The sequence below is a fragment of the Clostridium sp. CM037 genome, assembly GCF_055081095.1.
This window is the reverse complement of sequence record NZ_CM143650.1, coordinates 2,312,085-2,333,421: the sequence shown is the minus strand read 5'-3', so window position 1 is coordinate 2,333,421 and position 21,337 is coordinate 2,312,085. Positions and strand designations below refer to the sequence as shown.

Genomic DNA, 21,337 nt, shown 5'->3' with positions numbered 1-21,337 from the left:
ACCCCGTATAGTAACCTTAATTGGTTTTTTCTACTTGTTGATTTAAATAACATACAAGTATTTCTGAGCAAAGGATATTTTAAGTCGTAGTTGGAAAATAATTTTGTTAATAATTATTTTTGATACCTTATTTATTTGTTTGATTAAATTTGTTCCATTATTAGTATGCTCTTGTTCCGCTTTTTAGTTTCTTCAATAAAGAGATTATATTTTGCGAGATATATGTGATTAAACTAATCAAGTTTTACTTAAATTTTTTTTGTTAACACAAAAAAGCATCTATAAATTAATATAGATGCTTTGTCTAAATGAATTTTTGATTAGTTAGGCACTAGAATTACTACTCCAATTATTACAATAAATTGCTCTCATATCATTGCAGCCATTCTATTTCCTACTCTCTATGTATTTTATAATTATTATAAAACTTACACACTAACCATCTATTGGGTTTTCAGGGCCTTTAAGCTCTAATTGATAAAAAACAAGATTGAGCCACTTCCCAAATTTAAATCCAGCTTTATTTATCTTACCTGAATACTCGAATCCTAATTTTTCGTGCATTTTGATACTTTTTTCATTTGAGTCATCAATAGCCGCCACCATGGTTGCAAATCCTCTTTCATTGGAAAATCTTATTAGTTCTTTAGCTAGTAGTGTTCCTATGCCTTTGTTTCTACAGTTACCATTAACATAAATAGAGTGTTCAATAGTATATTTATATGCAGGCCATGCTCTGAATGGCCCAAATGTAGCAAATCCAATAACCTTATTATTTTCTTCAACTACTAATATTGGATACCCCTCTTGCTTCTTTTTTTCATACCATTGTTTTCTGTCATCAATTGTGTGAACTTTATAATCATAGACAGCTGTTGTATTTAATATGGCATCATTACAAATTTCTAAAATATCAATCAAATCATTTTCTACTGCTTCTCTTATCATTTTTATACCCCTCTCACAATAAAAAGTTGCCACTAAAAATTTCTTAACGATCATTCTATACAACATTATACAATATTTTTGTTTTTTAAAACATAACCTTTTATAATTGGTTTTTTCTTTTTCTTATAAGGGTTTTTTATTAGTGTTAGACCCTAAAGTTAAAATTGCTACTGTAGATATAATACACATTCCTCCGATTACTTCAAACAATCCAAAAGGAACATGTAACCAAAATATAGAAGCAAGTGTAGCAGATAAAGGTTCTGCACTTGCCAATAAGCTAGCTTCAGTAGGTGCAATATATTGTAAACTAGCTATGTACAAATAAAAGGCAATTAGTGTACCGAATAAAACCACAAATCCAACAAATAAACTAGAAAGCAAAGACAAATTTGACCTTGTATATTCCATGGCGGGTTTATGAAACTCAGCCCAACTCCGCCTATAAGCATACCCCAACCTACAACAATCACAGCCCCCCACTCCTTAAGCAAACTATGTGGATATAATGTATAAAAGGCAAGGGCAATTGCTGACCCAACTCCCCAAGCAATGGCAGGTAACGAAATAGTAAGTCTATCAACCGTGCCGTTAGTCACAAGAAGAAATGTTCCCAAAATAGCTAAACCAACTGAAATAAATTCCTTTGGGCTTGGGACTTTTTTTAATCGTATTGCCAAATATGCGACTATAAATATCGGAGCTAAATATTGCAACAAAGTGGCTGTCGCAGCGTTACCTGATTTGATGGACATAAAATAAGTATATTGTACTCCGAGCATCCCAATTATCCCGAATATAATCAAATGTAATCGTTTAGAGGAGTCTTTCCATACAGACCAAACCTTATGTTGTCCATTAGTTTTAATACTTGCGAATAAGAGCAATAGTACACCTGATGTTATCATTCTTACTGTTACTAGCCAGCCAGGTTGAAATCCTTCGTTTTGAAAAAGTTTTTGTGCAACAGTACCAGAAATCCCCCACAAAATCGCACCGACTATAGCCATTGCATATCCTTTGTAGCGTAAATTCAGCATAATTCTAAACTCCTTTTTTCTATTCATTATGTTAACTACCAATAACTTTGTTTACTGATTACAAAACAACAGCATAGGTGTCATTATTTTCAATAAACATTTTTATTATCTCTTTACTTTCTTCTTCATTTTTATGCGCTGGCCAGCCAGCATTAGCACCAACTAGCTCACTTTTAGCATATTCGTATAAATTTTCACTATCATTTTCTTTCCACTCCCTTAATATCAATCTATTAGTAGTTAATATTTCTATTTCGACTCCCTCCCTTAATTTAAATGTTAAGAAAAATATGGACTGCTATTCACCGAGTTTATCAATTAAATATCCTAATAAACTACCGAAAATTAATGTCATTACTATAATCCAAATTGCACCTGTTAAATTAGATTCTATTACAAATACGGTTGATGGAATAAATATAAGTATAGAAATAATAATTCCTTTTAAAATTCCTTGGATCTTTAAGTTTGTTGTTGAAATAAAAAATCCAACTATAATCCAAGTTAAAAAAGTTGATATATTAGCATCGTAACTTACTTTCTGCAAAATCATCGGTAAAACATTTATAACACCGACTATAACACCTAAAATAATACCTAAATATACTTTGTTAAATTTTCTCATAAACGGCTAGCTCTCTTCCCCTTAAATTACCATTGTGTAATTATTCAATTATACAGAATATTAATATAAGTTTCAAATATTTAATAAAATTATATATAAATTTATTAAATATTTTCTATCAATACAAAAAAGCATTTATAAATATATTATAGATGCTTTTTAAAAATGAATTTAATAATACTTAATTACTCTTTTTCCGTTTTAGTATCATCTTCAGACCCTTCTTTTTTGTTCTTACAACATCCCATTTTTGAGCTTACTTTAGATACTATTTCTGGTACCATTTCAATAAGACTTTCAAGATTGCATTTACCCTTTATAGGAAGCATTGTTACTTCTCCATTTTTTATAACTAAAATAGCAGTTGGGGTTATTCTAGCTCCTGCTCCAAGTCCTCCACCAGAACCCTCGCCGTCCTTAGTAGAGTTACCTGTGCCACCGCCAGTTCCACATCCGAATGAAACCGTAATAAGTGGTATGAGTGTTGTTTCTCCTATGATTATTGCCTCCCCCACTACTGTTTCTGTTTTCAAAAATTTTTCAAGGTTTGAGAATAATGCTTCGGTATTTTCTGGAATATTTATCATAACTTAATCCTCCTAATATTTTAAATTTAAGTATTTATTGATTACGCAATCATTATTAACTTTATACTTAACAATACACATGAATTATTAATAAGTTTCAGGTTTTTTTAAATTTTTAAATATTTTCCCTCTATTATTTTTCTTAAGAACGAATTTAAGTGTTCTTATTGTAGCTGCCAATAAAGAAATTTCGCCATGAATTTCACAATAAATATCAATTATTTCATCATCAAACACTGGTTGCAAATTAATATCGCTTGTAGGAATAAGACTTGGTACTAAAGGGACGATTCCACAAGCTATACCCGTTAATGAAGGATCTTCAAATCCATAAATGCCATTGATTTTGATTCTTTTTGGTTTAGTAATATTTATTATATCTTTAAAGTAATTAATTAAGTCATTTATGAATGCCCCTTGGATATAATCCTTTATATTAAAATCAACATTTTTTTTCTTTTTCTTTTTTAGTTTTACCTTTTCATTTTCTTTTTTTCTATTAGACATCTTAACTTTTTTTCTAATAATGCATAATCCCATCACCTTTATTAAAAATAATGTTTCTTTATCCTCATATGCCACCATCATCTTTAAAAATTTTTTAAAAAATGATAGATTTACATCTGCCCTAATTTTTTCATCAATTTTTGTATTGAATTCATATTCAAGTGGTATTATTATAAACAATAAAATCAAGCCCAATATAGTGATTAATAAATAAAGTAGTGTTTTTATTATTGAAAATAAAACAAACAAGCTTACACCTCCTTTTGCTTTAGCTGTCTAACCTACTTTTAATTTTAATTTTTTTAATATACTCATTTCATTTATCTTATTTTTAATCATATGTTTTACAGGTGTTTTAACATAGTTAAAAGTAGCATCAATTCTATTACTTATGAAATTATTATATGGATTATGTTTATATGCTCCGCTTGATTCTGTTATAACCTTATGTATGCCCTTGTATGTCACAATAATATTGTGAACCTTCATCCTAATGCTAATACTGTCCATTTCGGATATGCAGTTTTCTGCAACAAGTTGTGAAATTATGCTTAGTTTATCAGGAAATTCAATATGACTTAGCTCATCTTTAATATTTTCATTAATAATAGTTATTAGCTTTAGGTCTTTTTGACAGTCAGTGCAGTATTTTATGTGCTCTTCAATGAATATTTTCTCCAATGGTTCAATTGTCTTATCATCAAAAGCATATAACAGTTCCTTATCAAATTTACAGCACATAATTACGCCTCCATCTCACTTTCTAGTTGTTTCTTTAATATCGCTTTAGCCCTATACAAGTCCGTTTTAATTGTTCCAAGTGGTTTATTTAACAATTCTGAAATTTCCAAGTAACTCAGATCATCAAAATATCTTAATGCAATTACCATTCTATAATTATCAGATAAGTTCTTAAGTCCAGCCTCAATAATCTTTTTAAACTCCTTTTTCTCAACTTCCTCTTCTAAATTGTAGTCAGAAACAATAGTATCTTCTAAACAAAGTTTATTAGCATATTCATAATTTAATGAAATGACGTTGGTTTTAATATTTCTTTTAAAGTTAATGCAAGTATTTACTGAAATCCTTCGTAACCAGGGGCGAAAAGGCATTGTCTCATCAAAACTTGATATATTTTTAAAAATTTTTATATAAATTTCTTGTACAATATCAAGAGAATCCTGTTCATTTTGAGTGTAACTATAGCAAATGCTATACAAATACCGCTCGTAAATCTTAAAAAGTTCCATAAAGGAGGATTTGTCATAGTTTTTGCATCTCGATATTAATTTTTTTTCAATCTCCACAACATCCCCTCCGGCTTCTACCTTAAATCATCTCCTGCGGAGCTGCAACATCTCCGCAGGAGATGCATTAACGACTTCAGAAGGAGATTTATACTCCCACTTATAGAAGTGGGAGACTTTCCTTCTGAAATGTCCTTAAAAATTAAAATAATTCTCTCTATTATATACACATAATTAATGAATAAAGTTTCAAATTTATATTATTTTTATTTATATCAAAAATTAAAAGGTGTTCATAATAAATTTGTATCAATTTATTATGAACACCTTTTTTATGTCACTTAATTATTAAGGTATAATACCAAATCCAATAATAATTAATATAGAGCATATAAATAAAACTATATTCCCTCCAAATCCTACTTTAGATAAGATTCTAATAACTTTATTTTCTGGAGGTTTTTGAGGAGTTAATGCATCCTGCTCCTAATGTCCAATAAACAAATAATAGAAACAAATTCAAATGTTGGCGACGCCCCTACTATTCTTAATCCAATAAACTAATAATGATAAAATTATTAGCACTACTGCTGATACGAGCAGATAATACTTTTCTTTAAAGCTATTATTCATTAAAGAAAATATACACAAGTTCTTTGTGTATTTACCCTTTGTCATGATATCAAAGACAAAATAAACTATTGATATCATATACCCTATGCTTACATTTTCAGTAAGGGTAGCAACAAATAACCCTAATCCGCCTAGAAATAATGCAGATATAAATGTTCCAATTATTAACCTTCCTGAAGTAAAGGTTCCACCAAGATAAATCAATATATTAACAAATAATGCTATTAGTGATACTAATAAAATTACTGATATTAGTATTCTTATTATATAAACCAATATAGGAGAAATAGCCTTTGTGTTTATTGTCTCTTTTATATTTCCATCTTCCTCCGGTGTAAAGATTGGCACTAGAATTAATACTCCAATCATTACAATAAATTGCTCACATATTCGTGCAGCCATTGGAAAATCCAAGTTGGTAATGCTAAAGATTATGGGAGTTGAAATTAATAACATAACTGATAGCAATATATTATTTCGAAAAGCTATTCTTAAATTTACCTTTGAAATTTGTAAAACATTTCGAATACTTATCATAAAAATCAATCCTTCCTATTCTCTTTAGATTTAATATATAAATAGATGCAATCACGAAAATTGCCGATAGCGATATAAAGAACATTCTATTTAAAAATATATTATTTATAATAGAAACAAATTCATCTCTCTCATATATTGTATTGAATCTTATCGTTAATTTACTTAAACCATAACTTCCAATTAAGGCACCTTTAAATATAGAGGAGTGCCACCAAATCATTTGAACTGGAATAGCTATTGCTGTTTCTGTAAGAAGGGTTAAAAACATCCCTACCGCAGTTACTGCCATAAGCGTTGGCATAAGCCATCCTATTGAATATTTAAAAAACGCAAAATAATCTACCGTTAAATTAAGTTTTCCACTAATACTGACGGCCTGAAGTGTTGAGACGCCTGCAAGTAAGAAAATTGGAACCATCATCATTATAACTAAGGCACTATACCTCGACAGGATTAACTTAGTAGAGCTTACTCTTCTACTATAAATGACTTGTTTCATATTGCTTTTTTTATCTTTCCTAATAAAAGATACTACAACAAACACCGGAAATAAGCCCATTACGATTCCCATAAAGTCGCAAAATATCCTTGCAAAACCATTTGTAATCTTATCCTTATCTATTAAATCTTTATAAGTTTTCATAGCTTCTTCATATGTTATTGGTCTAACGCCAAATCTTCTTAAATTTTCTTTTGAATAATTAGATTGTTCTCCTATTATATTATTAGCTTCCTCCATTAATACTTTAAAGCTAGCATAGTCTTTTGAGCTGCTGCTAAAATGTATTTCACTCCATTTTTCAGTTTTATGCAATTTGTCTAACTCGCTTAGAGATTTTCCTGTTATTTGACATAAAATTTCTTCTATCTTTTTCGTGTCTTCCTTATCTAATTTAACATTTTTAAACAAGCTATGTGGATAGGATGAGTATGTTCCTTGCATATGCTCTCCATACATCATTGATGTTGATTTAGAAATAATTTGTTCTGGTATCTCTTTAAAGGTAGATCCATAAGGATACCCATCATTCTCTTTATTGTACTTTTCAACATCTTGAACATAAGAAGGCTTTATCAAAGCACTTCCTTGATACTGTGGATCATTTCCTTTTATTTCTGAAAAGTATTGGGTATTATAAAATACTATGGCGATACAAATAAAAACTATATAAATCAAACTCTTACCTAATTGCTTACACTCCTTTAAAAATAGATTAAACATTATCTATCCCTCCAATCATAAGCATATACGAATCTTCAATATTGGGTTCACAGATTTGTGCATTATCGCTTGGAGGAACATCTGAAATAACCCTAATGGAGATACTGTCCCCTAACATAACCATACCTGTTATAACATATTTTTGCTTTGTTTTTTCTAATTCAGCGGGGTTAACGTTCATAGAAAAAACTTTTTCTTCTGCTTTGCTTTTTAATTCATTAACAGTTCCTTTAAATATAAGGCTCCCATTGTCTAATATTCCAATGTTTTTGCAGGTAGCCTCAATATCTCCGATTATATGTGTTGAAAGAATAACTATTTTATCCTTTGCTAGTTCACAAAGAAGGTTTCTAAATCGAATTCTCTCCTTTGGATCTAACCCTGCGGTTGGCTCATCGACTATTAAAACCTTTGGATTATGCAAAAGTGCTTGAGCTATTCCAAGTCTTCTTTTCATTCCGCCAGACAGAGCCCTAACCTTTACCTTTTTACAATCTAACAAGTTAACCTTTTCTAAAAGTTCTGGAATTATTTTTTTTCTCTCACTTGAGGGAACCTCTGATAAAACTCCTAAATAATCCATGGCTTCATAAACGGATAGATTTGGATAAACTGAGAAGTCCTGAGGAAGATATCCAATAAGTTTTCTTAATTCTTTAGTTTTTAAAATATCTATTCCACAAATGCTGATTTCGCCACTACTTTTATTAAGCAGAGTTGCTAGTATCCTCATCAAAGTGGTTTTGCCTGCTCCATTTCTTCCAAGCAGTCCAAACATTCCCTGATCTATTGTTAAATTAACATCCTTTAATGCGCTCTTAGCACTAAAATTTTTTGATAAATTATTTATATTAATTTGCATGATTCCTACCTCCTAATTAATTACTGGCGTAAATTTTATTAATTTAGATTCATAATCCATTGACGATAAAAGAGTAATGAATGATAAAATGGCAATTATAGATATATCAATATAAACAAACAAAGAGAGAACTGAAATTCCTATAAACATTACAATTAAAGTCAAATAGACAAAAGTTTGTTTTTTTCTAATTTCCTTATCTCTTATTAAAATTCTTTCTATTTCCAATTGCTCATTTTCAAATATTTCAACCCTCTGCCACATTATGCTTAGAAATTCTTCATCTTTTAACATCTATATTCCTCCTTAGCAAGTTTTTGTAGTTTTTTTCTTGCTCTAAAAATAATAATTTTCACTTGACCTACAGACTTAATCATTATCTTTGAAATATCCTTATAGGACATATCCTCATATTCATAAAGGTACAATGCAGTCTTATATTCCTTATTTAATTTACCTAATAATTCTGTTACAAATAATTTGTCTTCATTTTTCATAACAATATCCTCTGCGGAAGGTGTCCGTAGCTTTATATCATCAATATTTACAGGCTTTTGTTTTCTTAGATAATCGATGCACTTATTCCTTATTACTGTATATAAGAATGTTTTAAAACTGTATTTAGTGTTATAATCCATTCTTTTTATATAGATTAAAGCAAAACTATCCTGTATAATATCCTCTGATATAAATTCATCTTTTACATATTTCTGTGCAAACCTTAAAGCCTTTAATCTGTGTCTAATAACAATCTCCTCAAAAGCTTTTTTATTACCACTTTTGACTAGATCCATTATTGTATTATCATCAATCAAATCATCACCTCTTTGCGAAAAAAACATAGCTTAACTATTTTATTATACTTCTTACACGTATAAGTTCATAAAAAGTTACACTATAAGAAAAATTTTCTTGTGAATTAAATCATCACCTGCGGTGCTGCAATATTAAAAAGCCAGCCAGGAGATGCTAACCTCAAAACTAGCTTTTTAGAAAAACATTCATAATTAATTATTTCTTCAACCTAAAAATGTACTTATAATTGCAATCGCAATGTATAGATAAGGTTCTAATTTAATAGTCATACTATCATTAGAAGAAATTTCAACTACTGTTTTATTAGCAAGTTTATGAAAAATCTTGCTAATAATATTGAAACTAATCCAACCACAAATAGTTCCTATGGTATTCATTATTAAATCATTAATATCTGATGCACGATATCCAACAAACAATTGACCAATTTCAATAATTATTGAAAATAATAATCCAGTACATAATGTCGGCAATAATTTTCTATACTTTTTCCATAATGTTGGCAATAAAAATCCAAAAGGCATAAAAAATATTATATTAAGTATAGATGAAATTTCAATTCCATCGTTAAAAGGTACTAAATTTATAATAGGATTAAACATTGGCTCGTTTAATCTTGAAAGTCTTTGCAATTGGCTCAAAGAAGGAAATCCTACTACTGCTGTTAACGAAACCATAAGATATAATATGAAAAGATATCCAAAAAAGTAATGTTGCCATCCTATTTTTTTTTTAAGGCTCTTACTATTATTGTTTAAGAAAACATTTAAAATAGTTATTAGAAAAATTGATGTTATCATTGATATTATAAAACTTTTTATCATAAAAATATCTTGCCCCCCATTTTAATATTAATATTTACTATTAAATTAAAATTTTAATTTAAAAACTAATCTCTAAAACACTTCTTTTGTAAATTGTTTTTTATTACTAACCATATTATATATTTTCTGTTTTCAATACCTCAATAATATTCTCTTTCTTAATCTTTGAACTTGCATATATCATCGTTGAACGGACAATTGCAAATACAGCAATTATAGTGACAATAACACTACCCCATGGAACAGCAAATTGGAGATCGAATGAATCTTTCAAAACTCTGTAGATCAAGTACATCATTCCAAAACTAATTGGAAGTCCATAGAGTAAGCTCTTAATTCCATAAAACCAGCTTTCATAATTAATCATTTTATTGAAACTCTTTGGTGTCATTCCAACGGATTTAAACATTGCAAATTCCCGTCTACGCAGAGATATGCTAGTTGATATGGTATTGAAAATATTGGCTACGCAAATAGCGGTAATAATTGCTATAAAGCCGTATAAAAATACCTGGATAAAAATCCGCATTTGCCTGTTTTGTTTATCTTGAATTGTAAAATCAATAATATTCACACTTGCAATTGAGGTATTATTTTGATATTCCTTAATACTTTCCACAAGCTTTGTAGGATTAGAACTTTTAATAAACATATCAACATTGTCATTCTCGGATATTTTTGGAAGCTTCCCTTGTATACTAGCATATACCTTCTCTGATACTATAATCATAGGTTCTTCTATATTAGTTAACATGGTTTCACCAATAGGCGTCTTATCTGCAAGAGCTACTATTTCTAACAAAACACTATATTCATTAATCTTATCATCTACCGGATAAGTAAGTTTCAATTTTTCTCCTGGCGTAATACTAAAGCGGTTCATACGTTTGTATTTATTGTCCGCTTTGATAGACACAGTGTTAATGAGTATACCAGAGGGATTTTCAATATCTTTTAAACCAGTAATATCAGTTCCCGTTTCTTTAGCATATTTTTTAAGTGCTATCTCATCAATAGATTTTATTTGAAAATGTGTTTCATATGTTTCAATCTTTTTTTCTTTATTAGTTGGTTCAATATTCGCTTTAATTTCATCTGGAATTAAACCGCTTTTAACATCTACGACAACATCATTCATGGTTTGGTCGATAATACTTTCATCCACATACTTCACCTTTGTTATGGCATTAAAAAAATTCTTCTTCTCTTGCGATGTGCCAGAGGAAGATACAAACACATTAAGATCATAAGGAATAATATTAGCTGCACTTTCTGCTGATTTTCGAGACATCAAGGAGAGGGATGAAACTGATAAAAACATGACAATACTAATAACCAGCGAAAATATTGTAGCTTTATATCGGTGATTATTGCGCTTTAAGTTTTTAAGCCCAAGCTCTGCTTCAAATCCAAATATAAACCTTGTCAGTTTAGATGTTTTCACAACCCTACCGGTGAGCTTGATGTCTCGTGATTGACGTATACCATCAATAGGCGATATCTTGGAGGTACGCTTTGCGGGGATGTAAGCTGATATTAAAATAGTAATAATAGAAAGTAATATAGCCACGAGTATTGCACCAGGAGATATTACAAGTTTTAATTTAACAACTATTCCGAAGCCTTCTATTAATGGTTGCACAATCTTAAAAGTTATACCCATTGCTACTGTCCCCAAAAACACACCTATAGGTATCCCAATAACCCCAACAACAAAGCCTTCAAAAAATACTGATTTACTCTTTTGCTTTTTTGTTGCGCCTACGCTTGCAAGCATTCGTAAATGACGACTACGCTCCGATAGTGAAATTGCGAAAGAATTATATATAAGAGCTACGGAACCTATAATGATAATAGTTATCATTATACCTGCAAGAATAGCTAGAGTTACGAGTGAAACATCATTAATAATTCCATAGTACCTTAAAAGCTCACTATTATAGATTTTACTATCACCAGAAACCCCTATTCTTTCTGAAAGCTCATTTGCTTGTGTATTTACTTTTTTGCTCACATTTTTCCAAACTACCGACATATTAACAGTGTCAGTAGGCGCAAGCTCCTTTCTATCAAGATAGGGAATCACTGTATATCCCGGTGACCAGTAGGGTTCAAAGTTGGGCTTACTTATAATTCCTGTTATAGTATATTCTTTTTTATATTTCTCAATAAATTTTTCACCTTTTTTATCTTTGCTTTGATTTTCGAAGCTACAATCCTGTCCAAGGGCTACCTTATTTCCATCTTCATAACGCTCTCCAACATCTAATTTAAGCACATCACCGACCTTATATGCCACTCCACCATTTTCTGAAATCTGAGAAGATATGACTATTTCATTTGATTTTTTAGGGAGACGACCCTTAACTAAATCTAAATTAAAGCTTTCCATGCCCTGCTTATCATATTCTTCTATAAAAAGATAGGGTTTATTCTTATTTTTAGAACCTTCAAGCTTTGAATATCCTATATTCCTGCTTAGAGCTGCATTTGCCGTATTTTTATCATTCATCACTACATTAATGTTTTCACTGCGTAAATTGTTATAGCGTACATGCCAATTTCCTGTATCCTCTATGGTATTTTGCTGCATCATACTAAGGAAAGACATCACAGAGGTAGGTATGGCTGTTATCATAGAAACTGATAATATAACACCAATAATTGTAACAATAGTACGCTTTTTATTTAATTTCATGTGACGAAGTGTCAAAGCATTTATGATATTCATCTTCGAATCACCTCATCCTTTGCGATTCGCCCGTCTTCAATTGAAATTATTCGGTCTGCCTGCAAAGCAATGCGTTCATCATGAGTGATTATTATTAAGGTCTGATGGTATTTTTTATTTGACTGTTTTAGAAGTTCTATTATTTCTCCACTGTTTTTGCTATCAAGGTTTCCTGTAGGCTCATCTGCAAGTACGAGCGCTGGGTTATTAATCAATGCCCTTCCTATTGATACACGTTGCTGTTGCCCGCCTGAAAGCTGATTTGGAAGATGATTTAACCTATCATCAAGACCTAGCGTGCTAATTATCTCATCTAGTTGCCCGGTTTTTATCTTTTGTCCATCAAGCAGTAGCGGTAGGGTAATATTTTCCTCCACATTCAAAACTGGTATTAAATTATAAAATTGATAGATAAGACCGATTTGCCTGCGTCTAAATATGGCAAGCTTTGTTTCGTCTAGATCGTAAATATCAGTATTCTCTACAAAAACCTTACCAGTAGTTGGTGTGTCTACACCTCCTAAGATATGCAAAAGTGTTGATTTGCCTGACCCTGATGGTCCAATAATTGCAACAAATTCACCTTTATTAACAGAAAAAGACACATTATCTAGAGCTTTTACGGCTGATTCATCTTTGCCATATATTTTAGACAGATTTTCTACTCTTAATATCTCCATTGCTGCTCACTCCTCTATTAGTTTATAACCTTAGTATATCTGTCTAATATGACTTTACAGTGACTATTTGTGTGACGATTTTGTCACACAACACTTTTATAAATCTTTATAGTAAATTTTGTACCTTTGTTTTTCTCGCTAATAACTTCAATTGTACCACCTTGTTTTTGTAAAATGATTTTTGACATGGCAAGTCCGATACCTATACTGTCATCATGAGCATTTTTACCCTTATAAAACCGATTAAATATATGTGGTAAATCCTCCTTATGGATACCCTCACCATTATCGAATATTTTTATCATTGTATATATTGGAGTTTCACAAAAATTAACACCTATATTTCCACCTAAATGTGTATGTTCAACACAATTTTTTATTATATTTGAAGCAGCCTCTGAGGACCAATTAAAATCACCAATAAAATTAGTATGCTCATCACCGCTAATTTCAAGGGTTTGATCTTTAATTTCCATAGGGATTAGCAGGTGCTGGATAGCCCTACTGATAAGCTCTCGTACATTTACATTCTCTTTTTTAAACTCAATTGTACCTGCATCAATCTTAGATAACTTTAGAAGTGACGCAACAAGCCATTGAAGTCTTTCAAGTTGTGACCGAATATTTTGCGTGAATTCTTGGCGTTTATCCTGGGGAAGGGTTTTATCACATATCAGCTCAGTCATAACAAACATTGAGGTTATTGGAGTCTTAAGCTGATGAGAAATATCAGAAATTGAATCCGCAAGGAAAAGCTTGTCTTTCTTTAACAGCTCAGCTTGCTCACATAGGGTCACAGTTACTTTATATATTTCACTTTTAAGTATGCTAAGCTCGCCCTCGTCATTATCTCTAATATCAAGAGCATATTCCCCGCCTGCAATTCTCTTTAGATACTCAGATAATTTCTCTAATTGCTTATATCTCCATTTAGTAAATATGAAAGATATAACAATCATTAAAAGCAAAGCTGAAAGTGCTATAATTCCTGCAATTATCTTAACAAAAAAACAGGCAACAGATCCTATTATTAAAACTGAAGCTAAAAGAGTTATATATATCTTTATTTCTTTGCTACGTAGCATATTAATCGCCTCCCTTGTACCCAATTCCACGAACTGTTTTTATAATTTTTGGTTTTTGGCAGTCATCCTCAATCTTTTCCCGCAAACGTTTAATATACACGGTTAATGTATTGTCATTTACGAAATCCCCGGCAAAATCCCATAGACCTTCTAAAAGCTGGTTACGGCTAAGAACTTGCCTTTGGTTATTTGCAAAGATTAGAAGCAATCTGTACTCAAGAGAGGTTAATATAATTTCCTGCTCTCTTTTATATACTTTTGCCTGCGCTGTGTCTATCTTTATACCACTAAACTCGAATAGTGTCTTTGCAAACTCTGTCTTGTCATATCGGCGAAGTACAGATTTAATCCGAGAGAGAAGCTCTCTTATACGAAATGGCTTTGTTATGTAGTCATCTGCTCCCATATCAAGACCCATAACTACATTGACCTCATCATCTATTGCCGTTAGAAATATTACTGGTATATCTTCTTTTGTCTTGATTGCTTTACAAATATCGTAGCCGCTTCCATCTGGAAGAGATAAATCAAGTATTGCCAGGTTAAAGCTATTTTTATGTAGCATAGTTTTTGCTGATTCCACATTCAAGCAATGGGTAACAAAATATCCCTCTTGAGTCAGTGAGTAGCAAAGCCCTGATGCAATTATTCTATCATCCTCAACAAATAGTATTTTCATTGTGTATAATCTCCTTTATATACTTAGTAAGTATTATCTTTCTTCTATTTTATCACATTACATATCTCATAATTTAAATAGAAACGATAGTTTGTTGTTAAAACGAATAACCCTACGTAAAGGTATACCCTTTACGTAGGGTTAAAAAATTTATAAAATGTATTCATAAAGTATAGCAAAAGGATTTTAACAAATTAGGTATTAATATCCATGATGAAACATTCTTCCCCGTCTTCTTCTTCTCCTTCGTCCAAGTAAATCTCTGATAAACAGTATTCTGGTTAAATCTTGAATCGGACCTCTTCTGCCTTGACGGCGTGTGTCCCTCATATCCTCATCATCATTATCATCGTCATCCCTATAATGTTTTTCGCACTTGTCAGATACTTCTTTACACATATGCTCCATTTCATCCTTACTAGGGCAATACATTGGGCCATACTTGGATTCCATCATATCACAATGTTTTTTTACCATGGGATATATCATTCTATAGATCTTAGGATACATGCTTTTTAAATCTTCATCATCTTCATCATGCATTGCCATATTCATCATAGGCATATTCATCATAGGCATATTCATCATGGCCATATTCATCATGGACATATTCATCATGGCCATATTCATCATAGGCATGTTCATCATAGGCATGTTCATCATAGGCATTTTCGTCATAGGCATGTTCGTCATAGGCATGTTCGCCATAGGCATGTTCGCCATAGGCATATTTGCCATAGGCATATTTGCCATTGGCATATTTTGTCCAATATTTTCACAGTCTTTACAACGATAGTCGTACATAAGTACCTCCAAAATAATAGTTACCATTTATATTATTCTTCTTTCATTGTTTTGTTACAAAATAGAATATTCCCCAGCTATTATATATTATTATTATTTTAAGAATAAGGATTCCATAACACCATCAGATAAAGATCCTAAGGAAAAGCTTAAGGAAGCTCTTAAGAAGTATATTCTTATGGATTTAAGCACCCCTTTAGAATTCAAAACTATAATGTAACCACTAGTGTATACGAATTATCAGAAGAAAAAATCAATGCGTTTGCGGAAAAAATTGTTGGGGTTAATCACCTTTAAAGTGATTAACTCAGGTTGTTTACAAACCCAGTATAATTTTTTTATTATACTGGGCTTTTTACATGCAATTATGCGATAGCATTTTGAGTTATGGATAAATTTAAAATAACAACTATGTTCTTAGTTAGAAAATCAAAAAACCTTAAAGATAGCAGGCTAGCTATCTTTTTCATATTCTGCACTGCTGCTGTAAGCAGACACTGCTCTTGCACATTTTCTAATCCACGCATATGGCAATAGCGAAGCCCATGCAGTTGTTTTGAATCTGCGAAGCTTCGCTCTATAGTTTCTTTTCTTCTTCTATATATATTTCTGCCTTTATCTGTTCTGGTGAACTTTACAACATCTTCTTTATACGTTTCCCAAACATGTCTTCTAATAGTTTTAAACTTGCTTTTTGCAGAAAAGCATTGAGCTCTGTTTGGACATATGTCGCAATATTTTGCATTACCAACATATTCTTTATATCCTTCTCTTGTTGTTGTTTTATAATGTAAAGCCCTTAAGTCAGGGCATACGTAAATGTCCTGCTCTTTAACATATTGGAATTTATTTTTTGTGTACATTCCTTTTGTATGTGGAGACCTACGGTATCCCATTACAGATTTTAATTCCCTCTCATATAGTTTTTTACATATAAGATTTGTAGCATAACCAGCATCTGCACCAACATATTTTGTATTAAAATTAAACTTTTTTATTTGCACATCTAATCTATCGATATAAGGATCAACATCATTTATGTTTCCAGGAGTAACATACACATCAGTAACATACACATCAGTAATTATATTATGTCTGCTATCGACAGTTCTGTGATCTAAATATGAGAAGCCTTCCGGCTTGCCATCTCTCATCATATATCCACTGTCGGGGTCGGTTGTGCTAACTTTAGTTTCTTTTATTTTGGTAACAGGTTCTTTTTCTTTTAAAGGTTTTTTACCATGGTTTATTCTATCTTCTTCCACTGCTTTATTAAGTTCAGCTACATATTCTTTCGGCGTTTTTTCAACTTCAATTTTCACAAGCTTTCGCTTATTAGCATTTGCTTTTAGGTGTGTAGAATCTGTGTAAAGTATTTTACCGGTTACCATCTTAAGATTTATAGCCTTAAATACTACTTCGTCAAATATTTTTTGAAACACATCTGTTCCTTTAAATCGTCTACGTCTATTTTGGCTAATTGTTGAATGATCTGGAATAGTATCAGTAAGACTTAGCCCTAGGAACCATCTATAAGCCACATTTACTTCAATTTCCTTTACAAGTTGTCGTTCAGATTTTATTCCAAATAAGTACCCAATAAACAGCATTTTAAAAAGTAGAATGGGATCTACGCCAGGTCTTCCATTATCTAAGCAGTAATATTTTTTAGTCAGTTCTCTTATAAAAGAGAAATCCATGTATTTATCTATATTTCTCAAAATATGGTCTTTAGGAACTAAATCTTCTAAATACACCATTTCTAGTTTTTGTTGTGTGAAGTTTTTTTCATTAATCATAATAATGCCCTCCGAATTATAAAGTTTGTATACTATATATATTCGACATTGATGTCCTAAAATCCTTTTTGAATATGAAAAAAACACTCCAATTTTAAATTAGAGTGTTTTACATTTTATGTTTGTCAACGGTCTGGGTTAATCACCTTTAAAGTGATTAACTTTTTTCATTTAAAATGCTATTTTTGAAAATTTTTCTATAAATCAAAGTTCCAAATCGAATTGGTAAGGCAAGAAACATTCCTATGGATGAAATTGCCTTACCAATAAATAATGAAGAAAGTGGATCCATTAGTGAATTGTCATTAACAAGATAAGTCCAAGTTGAAGAGGGTGGCTTTATTCGTTCTTTTAAGTTAATGAGTCCCTGCGTTGATAAATCTAACGTTTCAAAATCTTGTAAAATTCTCGTTTGTATCTCTTGCTGCATCGTCTGAAATATGCCAGCTGTTTCTATTTGAAATGCTTGCAACGGATCTTTAAGCCTTAGTATACGTAACTTTACTCCCTCTTTAAGATATTCTACATGAGCGAGGTAATCAGCCCAAACTTCATCGATATTATATAGTGCTACTTGTTTTTCAAGTTCCTTTATGGTGTCTTCACTAAAGAAGTTAATTAATTTTGTAAATAGCTGTGGACTTTCCAGGCTTAATATATTAAAAGGTAAAATATCATATACTATTTCCATTCTCCTTTGGTGAACAACAAGTCGCTGATTTTCTATGATAAAGGAATACTGCCATAATTCTCTACGTAAATCAGAATCCTGGCCCTGAATAATCATCTGAACGTGTTCTATTTTACTTGCTATCTTAGGATTAATCAAAGGTTCTTCTTGCATAGAAGGTTTAATTGCCACAGGTAATATTTCATCGATACCATATCTTTTAATGAGGTCATCTTCAAGGCTTATAAAGAATTTTGAAATGCCGATATCACCCTGACGTCCAGTTCTTCCTTTAAGCTGCTTATCAATGCGAATACTTTCGTACCTATTCGTACCTATAACATATAATCCTCCAAGGGAAACTATCTTATCTTTATTAGCTCCATCTGGGCCCCCAAGTTTTATATCAGCACCCCTGCCAGCCATATTAGTTGAAACAGTAACTGCATGAAGAGTACCTGCTTGTTCAATAATACGTGCTTCAAGTTCATCGTTTTTTGCGTTCAAAATTTTATATTTAACTCCTATTTTGTTTAATTCTTCAGCCAAATATTCTGATTCTGCTACACTACAAGTGCCGATTAAAATAGGCTGTCCTGTGTCATGTACTCTTTTGATTTCCGAGCTCAAAGCTTTGCATTTGGCTTTTTTGTGCGTGAATATTACATCAGGATAATCAATTCGATTGCAAGGAATATGTGGTGGAATTACTATCACCTCCATGTCATACATCTCGCTGATTTCATTCAATGAGTCCATTGCTGTACCGGTCATCCCTGAAATTTTTTTATAAAGCAAAATGAAACTTTGCAAAGTTATCTGATTCATTATACGTCCTTTTGACTTATGGCTAAGGCACTCCTTGGCCTCAAGGGCTGCTTGAATTCCATCGGGCCAAAGCCTGTTTTCAGCGATGCGTCCAGTAAATTCGTCTACCATTTCAATTTTACCGTCTCTTACAATATAGTCTATATCCTTCTTCAATAAAGCAATTACATGAAGAATATTGTGTACTTCACTTAATAATTTAAAGTTTTCTTCTGCATATAAATTTTCACAATTAAGCATAGCTTCTGCTCGAAGTAGTCCTTTATTAGTCAAAAATACGTTCCTTTTAACTTCATCTTTCTCATAGTCAACTTCAGGCTCTAGTTTTCTTAGAGCTTCCATTGTTAAACAAAGAGTATCATCAGCAGCGTTCCCTCCTGTTGCAATAACTAATGGTATTCTGGCTTCATCAATTATTATGGAATCTGCCTCGTCTATTATGGCAAAATTAAATGGACGTAGCACAATTTCACTTTTTTTATAAGAAAGTGAGTCCATTAAATAATCAAATCCAGCTACCTTGGCAGTTACATATGTAACATCACAACCATAAGCTCTTTGTTTTTCAGGCCGTTTCATAGTTTCCTGTACGAACCCCACAGTTAATCCAAGCATTTCATATACAGGTCCCATCCAAGTTGCATCCCTACGCGCTAAATAATCATTAAAGGTCAGTATATGACATCCACGACCTGTAAGTGCATTTAAGACTGCGGGGAACACCGCGGCTAAAGTTTTTCCTTCACCGGTCTGCATCTCTATTAATCTTCCATTATGCATAGCTATGCCAGCAATCAGTTGCTCGTCGTAAGTAATGAGTCCTAGTACTCTTTTAACCGCCTGTTTTGTAAGTGCAAAGACTTCTATACTTATGTCATCCATAGATGTATCCTCTAAAAGCTTACTCCTGAGCCCATGTGATTTATTTAGAAATTCAGTATTATCCAATGAATCAAATCTAAGACGATTTATTTGTTCTACTGTTTTTTCATAGCTATTATATTCTGCCTTATTTACTAAGTCATGAAATTTTTTTCTAATACTAATGGACATATGAATCACCACTCTTTCAACATAAAATAATTTGATTCTCAATTCACTTAAATAGTACAAACACGTTAGATATTGTAAATTATGACACTTTGTTTTTAGTAATTCAAATCATGCAATAATTTTAAGTCAATTATACCATTATGAACCATAAATTACTGTTTTTTAAAGTGGATGAGTTAATTTATACATACTACTAATTTCTTTATTTTAATTGTTTATATTATCCTTATTTTCATTTATATGTTAAAATTAAAGTATTGATAATTGTCCTAAAGGTGTTATAAAATACTGCGTTTGCAGTAATATTACTGAAAAATAAAGTGAAAGTAAACATTATACAAATGCAAAATATCATTTTAACATTTAGTGCCTGTATATTTTACTAATTTAAGACACTTAAATTAATATAAATGAAAGGAATCGTCAAAATGGAAAGCCACGAAACAAGTACTTCTTTTGGTAGACTTTTAGCACGAAAGGTGGGGAAAATAATGTTGATTTCAATTTCTGCCATTACTTTATGTCTCATTGCACTTGCAGTTATTTTATTAATACAAAGTCCTGGGAAAGTGAACCCATTACTAGATAAAAATGGGAATGTTATAGAGGGGAGTATTTCGGAAAAAGTTTATGTTAAAATTAACGGAGCTAAGATGGGAATGATTATTAAAAGTGAGAATGCATCAAATCCAGTACTGCTTTTTGTTCACGGAGGCCCTGGTATGCCGGAATATCCACTTACCGAAGCATACCCTACGGGACTTGAGAAATATTTTACGGTAGTATGGTGGAATCAGCGTGGCGCGGGTTTGTCCTATAGCAGTGATATCTCAGCAAAAACAATGACAACAGAACAGTTTGTATCTGACACAATAGAAGTAACGAACTATCTGCGTAAACGGTTTGGACAAGATAAAATATACCTTATGGGACACTCATGGGGTTCATACATAGCTATAGAGGCAGCGGCAAAATCATATGAGTTATACCATGCTTATATTGGTGTCGGACAAATATCAAATCAAATGGAATCGGAAAAAATTGCATATAAATATATGCTTAAGTACTACAAGGTAACAGGTATGAAAAAACTGTAAAGAAGCTTCAGGCAATACCTATTGAAACAATAGATCATCTGCCAGATGCATACAATAAAA

Annotated in this window: 23 protein-coding genes; 1 reads left to right on the top strand and 22 read right to left on the bottom strand. The window is 31.5% G+C overall.

Features of this window, described 5'->3' with window-relative positions:
* Positions 1–435: 435 nt before the first annotated feature.
* The 22 genes from ACWJKP_RS11390 to ACWJKP_RS11285 all read right to left on the bottom strand — a co-directional run bounded on the left by ACWJKP_RS11390 (position 436) and on the right by ACWJKP_RS11285 (position 20,180).
* The gene (locus ACWJKP_RS11390; RefSeq protein ID WP_165412980.1) at positions 436–948 is read right to left on the bottom strand and encodes a GNAT family N-acetyltransferase; all 513 of its coding nucleotides are present in this window, start codon (positions 946–948) and stop codon (positions 436–438) included.
* Positions 949–1,071: 123 nt separating this feature from the next.
* Entirely contained in the window at positions 1,072–1,359 is a 288-nt protein-coding gene (locus ACWJKP_RS11385) for a DMT family transporter (protein WP_318038331.1), read from the bottom strand.
* On the bottom strand, positions 1,284–2,015 hold the full coding sequence (locus tag ACWJKP_RS11380; protein WP_318038332.1) for a DMT family transporter: 732 nt from the start codon (positions 2,013–2,015) through the stop codon (positions 1,284–1,286). Before ACWJKP_RS11380 ends, ACWJKP_RS11385 begins: the two co-directional genes overlap by 76 nt.
* Positions 2,016–2,046: 31 nt before the next feature.
* Entirely contained in the window at positions 2,047–2,217 is a 171-nt protein-coding gene (locus ACWJKP_RS11375) for a hypothetical protein (RefSeq protein ID WP_224578922.1), read from the bottom strand.
* Positions 2,218–2,286: 69 nt separating this feature from the next.
* Positions 2,287–2,613, bottom strand: a complete 327-nt coding sequence (locus ACWJKP_RS11370) for a hypothetical protein (protein WP_165412981.1) — start codon at positions 2,611–2,613, stop codon at positions 2,287–2,289.
* 185 nt (positions 2,614–2,798) lie between these two features.
* A complete protein-coding gene (locus ACWJKP_RS11365; RefSeq protein WP_165412982.1) occupies positions 2,799–3,200 on the bottom strand; it encodes a GerW family sporulation protein in 402 nt (133 codons plus the stop codon).
* A gap of 87 nt (positions 3,201–3,287) precedes the next feature.
* A complete protein-coding gene (locus ACWJKP_RS11360) occupies positions 3,288–3,956 on the bottom strand; it encodes a DUF2953 domain-containing protein (protein ID WP_165412983.1) in 669 nt (222 codons plus the stop codon).
* Positions 3,957–3,983: 27 nt separating this feature from the next.
* Positions 3,984–4,448, bottom strand: a complete 465-nt coding sequence (locus ACWJKP_RS11355; RefSeq protein ID WP_165412984.1) for a zf-HC2 domain-containing protein — start codon at positions 4,446–4,448, stop codon at positions 3,984–3,986.
* A 2-nt stretch (positions 4,449–4,450) separates the two neighbouring features.
* The gene (locus ACWJKP_RS11350; RefSeq protein WP_165412985.1) at positions 4,451–5,014 is read right to left on the bottom strand and encodes an RNA polymerase sigma factor; all 564 of its coding nucleotides are present in this window, start codon (positions 5,012–5,014) and stop codon (positions 4,451–4,453) included.
* A 459-nt stretch (positions 5,015–5,473) separates the two neighbouring features.
* The gene (locus ACWJKP_RS11345) at positions 5,474–5,989 is read right to left on the bottom strand and encodes a hypothetical protein (protein ID WP_462961179.1); all 516 of its coding nucleotides are present in this window, start codon (positions 5,987–5,989) and stop codon (positions 5,474–5,476) included.
* Between the two features lie 70 nt (positions 5,990–6,059).
* Complete coding sequence (locus ACWJKP_RS11340) at positions 6,060–7,349, bottom strand: ABC transporter permease (protein ID WP_165412987.1); 1,290 nt, start codon at positions 7,347–7,349, stop codon at positions 6,060–6,062.
* The gene (locus tag ACWJKP_RS11335; RefSeq protein ID WP_165412988.1) at positions 7,342–8,211 is read right to left on the bottom strand and encodes an ABC transporter ATP-binding protein; all 870 of its coding nucleotides are present in this window, start codon (positions 8,209–8,211) and stop codon (positions 7,342–7,344) included. Before ACWJKP_RS11335 ends, ACWJKP_RS11340 begins: the two co-directional genes overlap by 8 nt.
* Positions 8,212–8,223: 12 nt before the next feature.
* Positions 8,224–8,505, bottom strand: a complete 282-nt coding sequence (locus ACWJKP_RS11330) for a hypothetical protein (RefSeq protein ID WP_165412989.1) — start codon at positions 8,503–8,505, stop codon at positions 8,224–8,226.
* Positions 8,499–9,026, bottom strand: a complete 528-nt coding sequence (locus tag ACWJKP_RS11325) for an RNA polymerase sigma factor (RefSeq protein ID WP_165412990.1) — start codon at positions 9,024–9,026, stop codon at positions 8,499–8,501. The genes ACWJKP_RS11330 and ACWJKP_RS11325 overlap by 7 nt, the downstream gene beginning before the upstream one ends.
* 204 nt (positions 9,027–9,230) lie before the next feature.
* Positions 9,231–9,851 carry a VanZ family protein gene (locus tag ACWJKP_RS11320; RefSeq protein WP_165412991.1) on the bottom strand — a complete coding sequence of 207 codons (621 nt, stop codon included), beginning with the start codon at positions 9,849–9,851 and terminating at the stop codon, positions 9,231–9,233.
* A gap of 115 nt (positions 9,852–9,966) precedes the next feature.
* On the bottom strand, positions 9,967–12,582 hold the full coding sequence (locus ACWJKP_RS11315) for an ABC transporter permease (RefSeq protein ID WP_165412992.1): 2,616 nt from the start codon (positions 12,580–12,582) through the stop codon (positions 9,967–9,969).
* On the bottom strand, positions 12,579–13,262 hold the full coding sequence (locus ACWJKP_RS11310; RefSeq protein WP_165412993.1) for an ABC transporter ATP-binding protein: 684 nt from the start codon (positions 13,260–13,262) through the stop codon (positions 12,579–12,581). Before ACWJKP_RS11310 ends, ACWJKP_RS11315 begins: the two co-directional genes overlap by 4 nt.
* Before the next feature lie 83 nt (positions 13,263–13,345).
* Complete coding sequence (locus tag ACWJKP_RS11305; RefSeq protein WP_165412994.1) at positions 13,346–14,347, bottom strand: sensor histidine kinase; 1,002 nt, start codon at positions 14,345–14,347, stop codon at positions 13,346–13,348.
* A gap of 1 nt (position 14,348) precedes the next feature.
* Positions 14,349–15,026, bottom strand: coding sequence for a response regulator transcription factor (locus tag ACWJKP_RS11300; RefSeq protein WP_165412995.1), 678 nt, complete (start codon positions 15,024–15,026; stop codon positions 14,349–14,351).
* A gap of 201 nt (positions 15,027–15,227) precedes the next feature.
* Positions 15,228–15,830, bottom strand: a complete 603-nt coding sequence (locus ACWJKP_RS11295; protein WP_165412996.1) for a hypothetical protein — start codon at positions 15,828–15,830, stop codon at positions 15,228–15,230.
* Between the two features lie 365 nt (positions 15,831–16,195).
* Positions 16,196–17,629, bottom strand: a complete 1,434-nt coding sequence (locus ACWJKP_RS11290) for an IS1182 family transposase (protein WP_224578724.1) — start codon at positions 17,627–17,629, stop codon at positions 16,196–16,198.
* A gap of 157 nt (positions 17,630–17,786) precedes the next feature.
* The gene (locus ACWJKP_RS11285; RefSeq protein ID WP_462961178.1) at positions 17,787–20,180 is read right to left on the bottom strand and encodes a preprotein translocase subunit SecA; all 2,394 of its coding nucleotides are present in this window, start codon (positions 20,178–20,180) and stop codon (positions 17,787–17,789) included.
* A 428-nt stretch (positions 20,181–20,608) separates the two neighbouring features.
* Here ACWJKP_RS11285 and ACWJKP_RS11280 point away from each other — a divergent pair, with 428 nt between their 5' ends.
* Positions 20,609–21,277, top strand: a complete 669-nt coding sequence (locus ACWJKP_RS11280) for an alpha/beta fold hydrolase (protein WP_224578938.1) — start codon at positions 20,609–20,611, stop codon at positions 21,275–21,277.
* The last annotated feature ends 60 nt before the right edge of the window (positions 21,278–21,337 follow it).

Excerpts from the sequence above, each read along its gene's own strand:
- ACWJKP_RS11390 (WP_165412980.1), bottom strand. The coding sequence starts at position 948 with ATGATAAGAGAAGCAGTAGAAAATGATTTGATTGATATTTTAGAAATT.
- ACWJKP_RS11385 (WP_318038331.1), bottom strand. The coding sequence starts at position 1,359 with ATGGAATATACAAGGTCAAATTTGTCTTTGCTTTCTAGTTTATTTGTT.
- ACWJKP_RS11380 (WP_318038332.1), bottom strand. The coding sequence starts at position 2,015 with ATGAATAGAAAAAAGGAGTTTAGAATTATGCTGAATTTACGCTACAAA.
- ACWJKP_RS11370 (WP_165412981.1), bottom strand. The coding sequence starts at position 2,613 with ATGAGAAAATTTAACAAAGTATATTTAGGTATTATTTTAGGTGTTATA.
- ACWJKP_RS11365 (WP_165412982.1), bottom strand. The coding sequence starts at position 3,200 with ATGATAAATATTCCAGAAAATACCGAAGCATTATTCTCAAACCTTGAA.
- ACWJKP_RS11355 (WP_165412984.1), bottom strand. The coding sequence starts at position 4,448 with ATGTGCTGTAAATTTGATAAGGAACTGTTATATGCTTTTGATGATAAG.
- ACWJKP_RS11345 (WP_462961179.1), bottom strand. The coding sequence starts at position 5,989 with ATGGCTGCACGAATATGTGAGCAATTTATTGTAATGATTGGAGTATTA.
- ACWJKP_RS11340 (WP_165412987.1), bottom strand. The coding sequence starts at position 7,349 with ATGTTTAATCTATTTTTAAAGGAGTGTAAGCAATTAGGTAAGAGTTTG.
- ACWJKP_RS11335 (WP_165412988.1), bottom strand. The coding sequence starts at position 8,211 with ATGCAAATTAATATAAATAATTTATCAAAAAATTTTAGTGCTAAGAGC.
- ACWJKP_RS11330 (WP_165412989.1), bottom strand. The coding sequence starts at position 8,505 with ATGTTAAAAGATGAAGAATTTCTAAGCATAATGTGGCAGAGGGTTGAA.
- ACWJKP_RS11320 (WP_165412991.1), bottom strand. The coding sequence starts at position 9,851 with ATGATAAAAAGTTTTATAATATCAATGATAACATCAATTTTTCTAATA.
- ACWJKP_RS11315 (WP_165412992.1), bottom strand. The coding sequence starts at position 12,582 with ATGAATATCATAAATGCTTTGACACTTCGTCACATGAAATTAAATAAA.
- ACWJKP_RS11310 (WP_165412993.1), bottom strand. The coding sequence starts at position 13,262 with ATGGAGATATTAAGAGTAGAAAATCTGTCTAAAATATATGGCAAAGAT.
- ACWJKP_RS11305 (WP_165412994.1), bottom strand. The coding sequence starts at position 14,347 with ATGCTACGTAGCAAAGAAATAAAGATATATATAACTCTTTTAGCTTCA.
- ACWJKP_RS11300 (WP_165412995.1), bottom strand. The coding sequence starts at position 15,026 with ATGAAAATACTATTTGTTGAGGATGATAGAATAATTGCATCAGGGCTT.
- ACWJKP_RS11295 (WP_165412996.1), bottom strand. The coding sequence starts at position 15,830 with ATGTACGACTATCGTTGTAAAGACTGTGAAAATATTGGACAAAATATG.
- ACWJKP_RS11290 (WP_224578724.1), bottom strand. The coding sequence starts at position 17,629 with ATGATTAATGAAAAAAACTTCACACAACAAAAACTAGAAATGGTGTAT.
- ACWJKP_RS11285 (WP_462961178.1), bottom strand. The coding sequence starts at position 20,180 with ATGTCCATTAGTATTAGAAAAAAATTTCATGACTTAGTAAATAAGGCA.
- ACWJKP_RS11280 (WP_224578938.1), top strand. The coding sequence starts at position 20,609 with ATGGAAAGCCACGAAACAAGTACTTCTTTTGGTAGACTTTTAGCACGA.